3 protein-coding genes, 5 tRNA genes and 2 rRNA genes are annotated in these 4,566 nt (G+C 36.6%); 9 read left to right on the forward strand and 1 reads right to left on the reverse strand.

Features of this window, described 5'->3' with window-relative positions; genetic code table 11:
* The first annotated feature begins 40 nt into the window (after window positions 1-40).
* The 5 genes from rrf (M983_RS09030) (at window position 41) to birA (ending at window position 2,595) form a co-directional block, all read left to right on the forward strand.
* Window positions 41-156 (forward strand): 5S ribosomal RNA (rrf, locus tag M983_RS09030).
* A gap of 43 nt (window positions 157-199) precedes the next feature.
* Window positions 200-275 (forward strand) — tRNA-Thr (locus M983_RS09035).
* Between the two features lie 51 nt (window positions 276-326).
* Window positions 327-442, forward strand: a 5S ribosomal RNA gene (rrf, locus tag M983_RS09040).
* A gap of 156 nt (window positions 443-598) precedes the next feature.
* The gene (gene murB, locus M983_RS09045) at window positions 599-1,636 is read left to right on the forward strand and encodes a UDP-N-acetylmuramate dehydrogenase (protein WP_066749750.1); all 1,038 of its coding nucleotides are present in this window, start codon (window positions 599-601) and stop codon (window positions 1,634-1,636) included.
* Window positions 1,633-2,595, forward strand: coding sequence for a bifunctional biotin--[acetyl-CoA-carboxylase] ligase/biotin operon repressor BirA (gene birA, locus M983_RS09050; protein ID WP_066749751.1), 963 nt, complete (start codon window positions 1,633-1,635; stop codon window positions 2,593-2,595). The genes murB and birA overlap by 4 nt, the downstream gene beginning before the upstream one ends.
* Window positions 2,596-2,678: 83 nt before the next feature.
* Here birA and coaA read toward each other — a convergent pair whose 3' ends face one another.
* The gene (coaA, locus tag M983_RS09055; RefSeq protein WP_066749752.1) at window positions 2,679-3,626 is read right to left on the reverse strand and encodes a type I pantothenate kinase; all 948 of its coding nucleotides are present in this window, start codon (window positions 3,624-3,626) and stop codon (window positions 2,679-2,681) included.
* 410 nt (window positions 3,627-4,036) lie between these two features.
* Between coaA and M983_RS09060 the strand changes: the two genes are divergently transcribed.
* The 4 genes from M983_RS09060 to M983_RS09075 all read left to right on the forward strand — a co-directional run bounded on the left by M983_RS09060 (window position 4,037) and on the right by M983_RS09075 (window position 4,450).
* Window positions 4,037-4,112 (forward strand) — tRNA-Thr (locus tag M983_RS09060).
* A gap of 15 nt (window positions 4,113-4,127) precedes the next feature.
* Window positions 4,128-4,212, forward strand: a tRNA-Tyr gene (locus tag M983_RS09065).
* A gap of 82 nt (window positions 4,213-4,294) precedes the next feature.
* Window positions 4,295-4,369: transfer RNA gene (locus tag M983_RS09070), tRNA-Gly, on the forward strand.
* 5 nt (window positions 4,370-4,374) lie between these two features.
* Window positions 4,375-4,450: transfer RNA gene (locus M983_RS09075), tRNA-Thr, on the forward strand.
* Window positions 4,451-4,566: the final 116 nt, after the last annotated feature.

Raw genomic sequence — 4,566 nt, forward strand, 5'->3', positions numbered from 1 at the left:
GCGAAGAGAGATTGACGTAACGGGTAATAAACGGAATTTGCTTGGCGGCCATAGCGCAGCGGTCCCACCTGATCCCATGCCGAACTCAGAAGTGAAACGTTGTAGCGCCGATGGTAGTGTGGGGTCTCCCCATGTGAGAGTAGGGAACTGCCAGGCATTAAATTTAGGCTGTTTCAGCCGGTGACTATAAGCCACTAATGCTGATATGGCTCAGTTGGTAGAGCACACCCTTGGTAAGGGTGAGATCCCCAGTTCGAATCTGGGTATCAGCACCAACTCGATATTTATTATAGCTACATAAACAGATAGTTATAAAACCGAATTTGCTTAGCGACCATAGCGCAGTGGCCCCACCTGATCCCATGCCGAACTCAGAAGTGAAACATTGTAGCGCCGATGGTAGTGTGGGGTCTCCCCATGTGAGAGTAGGGAATTGCTAAGCATTAAATAAGTCGAAAAAGCCAACCCTCTGGGTTGGCTTTTTTGCATTTATCTGAACCCATATTTACTCTCCCAACTCAACATTCAGCCTCTCTGTACTACCCTAGAAGATAGTTGACTGATAAACTGAATCATCAACTAACTGAGGTAAACTAACATGAATGAATTGGTTTCATTACAATCATTTAATACTTTTGGTTTAAATGTAAATGCATTCAAAATAGAAACAGCCCATAGCAAAGGCGAGCTTTGTACATACTGGAAAGATGCCATTCAACAAAAACTACCTGTTCTAATATTAGGTGGTGGGAGTAATGTATTGTTTACTGATGAGGCCTTTAAAGGCATCGTTATTCGCAATATGATTTCAGGTATTAAAATTACAGAAAATGAACAATATTGGGATCTTCATATTGGTGCAGGCGAAAACTGGCATAAGCTTATTGAAACACTATTAGAAAAAAAAATATATGGCTTAGAAAACCTTGCTTTGATCCCTGGAAATGTAGGATCTGCACCTATCCAAAACATTGGTGCATATGGAAAAGAATTTAAAGATGTATGTACTTACGTTGATGTTATTGAATTAGATAATGGACATGTGCATCGGTTATCTAATGAAGAGTGTATGTTTGGTTATCGTGACAGTATTTTTAAGCATCAATATCAGCAAGGTTTTGCAATAATTGCAGTAGGGATACAACTTAGTAAAGAGTGGAAACCCATCCTAACTTATGGTGAATTAGCGAAATTATCTTCAGATTCGATAACACCAAAAGATATTTTTGATAAAGTCTGTCATATGAGATCGAACAAATTGCCTAACCCAGAAATAGTCGGTAATGCAGGAAGCTTTTTTAAAAATCCTATCATTGATAAACAATTAGCACAGAGTATTAAAGATGAATTTCCACTGTGTCCACAATATGTACAATCAGAGGGAGTGAAATTGGCAGCTGGCTGGCTTATTGATCAATGTGGGCTTAAAGGGCACCAAATAGGTGGAGCTGCTGTACATACAAAACAAGCGCTTGTACTCATTAATAAAGAAAACCAAGCAACAGGCGAAGATATTGTCAAATTAGCAACTTATATACGAAAAAAAGTATTAGAACGATTTGGTGTTAATTTAGAGCCTGAGGTTCGCTTTATAAGCCAATACGGTGAAATAGACTCAGTGGATGCAATTTCATGAAAGATATACCAACACCCTTAAGGTTAGCTCAATGTCTTGCTGATGGAAATATTCATTCCGGAGAGCAACTAGGTGATATCCTAGGTATGACTAGAGCAGGAATAAATAAACATATTCAAACATTACGTAGTTGGGGAATAGAAGTCAACACGATTGCTGGTAAAGGATATCAACTCGACTCACCAATGAATTTGTTAGATGAAGACCAAGTTAATCAAAATATTATAGGAAGCCCTGCACGAGTTATTCCTGTCATTGACTCAACTAATCAATACTTAATGCAACGGATTAGTGAGTTAAATTCTGGTGATGTCTGTATCGCTGAATATCAATCTGCTGGACGAGGTAGAAGAGGGCGTCAATGGATATCGCCATTTGGCAGAAACTTATACTTAAGTATGTATTGGAAACTAGCTCAAGGCCCTGCTGCGACAATTGGTTTAAGTTTAGCGGTTGGCGTTATTCTTGCGGAAGTTCTGAAAAATTTTGGTGCAGATAATGTAAAAGTAAAATGGCCAAATGATCTGTATCTTGATGATAAAAAGCTTGCAGGAATTCTTGTTGAATTAACAGGTAAAACAGGAGATGTTGCTCATATTGTAACAGGTATAGGTATTAATATTGCTATGAGCAAAAGCCAGGAAGAATCAATTAATCAACAATGGATTAATTTAGAGCAAGCTGGCATAAAAATAGATAGAAATAAATTAGCATGTGAAATGACAAATGCATTACGAGATGCATTTATTCAATTTGAAAAACAAGGTTTATCAGCATTTATAGAAAGATGGAAAAGTTTAGATAATTTTATAGATAGACGTGTTAAATTAATTATTGGTGAGAAAGAGATATTTGGAATTGCTAGAGGTATTAATGCGCAAGGTGCATTATTATTAGAGCAAAATAATGAAATTATTCCCTATATAGGTGGCGAAATTTCATTGAGAAGTGCATGTTGATTATTTAAAGTAGTTTAATTTAAGAAAAATGCTCTCTTCAAAAAGAGCATTTAACTTTACACTAAAAAGAAAATACATAAATTTTATTTACGCAATCTAACATTCGTAACAGAATGATTATCACCTTTAGTCATAATTAGACTTGCTCTTCCTCTTGTTGGTAAAATATTTTCTTTCAAGTTCAATCCATTAATTTCTTGCCAGATAGATGTAGCAATATTAATAGATTCTTCTTTACTTAATTTAGAGTAATTATTGAAATAAGATTCAGGATCTGTAAAAGCACCTTCTCTGAATTTTAAAAAACGACTTATGTACCATTGCTTGAGTAAGGATTCCTCAGCATCGACATAAATAGAAAAATCTACATAATCTGATACAAAAATATTATGAGGGTCATGTGGATAATCTTGATTACTTTGTAGAACATTAAGTCCTTCAAGGATCAAAATATCAGGTTGTTCTATAGTTTGTTTTTTGTCAGGAATAATATCGTAGACTAAATGAGAGTATACCGGTGCTGTGACTTGTTTTTTACCTGATTTAATATCTGAAACAAAAGAAACAAGGCCATGCATATCATAAGATTCAGGAAACCCTTTCTTCTTCATAATGCCGCGTTTCTTTAATTCTGCATTGGGTAATAAAAAACCATCAGTTGTAATTAAATCAACTTTACGATGTTCAGGCCACCGGGTTAATAGCGCCTGTAACAAGCGAGCTGTTGTACTTTTTCCAACAGCAACACTCCCTGCTATACCGATTATATAAGGGATTTTAGTCGTGTTTGTGCCTAAAAATTGCTCTAAAACAGCTTGGCGCCGAAGATTTGAGCTAATATAAAAGTTAAGTAATCTAGATAGCGGAAGATAAATCTCAATAACATCATCAATGGAGATTTCTTCATTAATCCCTTTTAAGTCAGCAATCTCTTTTTCTGTTAACGTGAGAGGAACTGAATCTCTTAACGTTGCCCACTGCTTACGATCAAATTCTAAATAAGGGGTTGTAAAGCGTTCTTTGTTATTCATAAGCCAACATCTGCCTAGTATTCGCAGGTTGGACAGGCTGTTTAAAACACCCGTATCCGATAAAAGTAAACAGCATCATAACGAGTGATTTCTTATAGGCGTAGAGATTTTTTAAATTTTTCTGTATTTTTTGATGCCAATTGAATAAATGTAGAAAAAAAGTATAAAAAATAGGCACTAAATTTATTTTTTAGCATACAATGGATATTCGTGATAAAAAATTGAGTCTGATTATTGGATATTTAATATTTAGATTTAATATCCAATAATAACTTGCTGTTATTTTGGTCGTTTTTTTCCTAAAAAATCAACAATTCAATCAGAAATGAACAAAAACCAAGCAAAAGAACAAATATCGCGATTTTTTTGTTGCATCGTAACGAAAGTCCTCATAGAATGCGCACCACTTAGCCGGCATAGCTCAGTTGGTAGAGCAACTGACTTGTAATCAGTAGGTCCCGAGTTCGACTCTTGGTGCCGGCACCATAAAAATTTAGATTTGGTGGGATACCCAAGCGGCCAAAGGGAGCAGACTGTAAATCTGCCGTCACAGACTTCGAAGGTTCGAATCCTTCTCCCACCACCATTAATTCCTAACTTAAGTGTTTCCAAGTTAGACACACTTAGGTAGAATAAAAAGCTGATTTTAATTCAGGTAGCCGAGTTCTGCGGGCATCGTATAATGGCTATTACCTCAGCCTTCCAAGCTGATGATGCGGGTTCGATTCCCGCTGCCCGCTCCAGATGTGCTGATATAGCTCAGTTGGTAGAGCACACCCTTGGTAAGGGTGAGGTCGGCAGTTCGAATCTGCCTATCAGCACCACTCCTCAATGTTCTTGCCTCCCTGATTAAAAATCTTAACAAGCAATAGCGAGTTTATATACTGCTTGGTTGATGTGGTGAAACCACCGATTCCGTGTCTTAGAGGGACAATCTAAA

Origin of the sequence: Proteus myxofaciens ATCC 19692 (assembly GCF_001654855.1) — a bacterium.
Classification (GTDB): domain Bacteria; phylum Pseudomonadota; class Gammaproteobacteria; order Enterobacterales; family Enterobacteriaceae; genus Proteus; species Proteus myxofaciens.

Bases quoted from the DNA above. Each gene is read 5' to 3' on its own strand.
- birA (WP_066749751.1), top strand. From the start codon at position 1,633: ATGAAAGATATACCAACACCCTTAAGGTTAGCTCAATGTCTTGCTGAT.
- coaA (WP_066749752.1), bottom strand. From the start codon at position 3,626: ATGAATAACAAAGAACGCTTTACAACCCCTTATTTAGAATTTGATCGT.
- murB (WP_066749750.1), top strand. From the start codon at position 599: ATGAATGAATTGGTTTCATTACAATCATTTAATACTTTTGGTTTAAAT.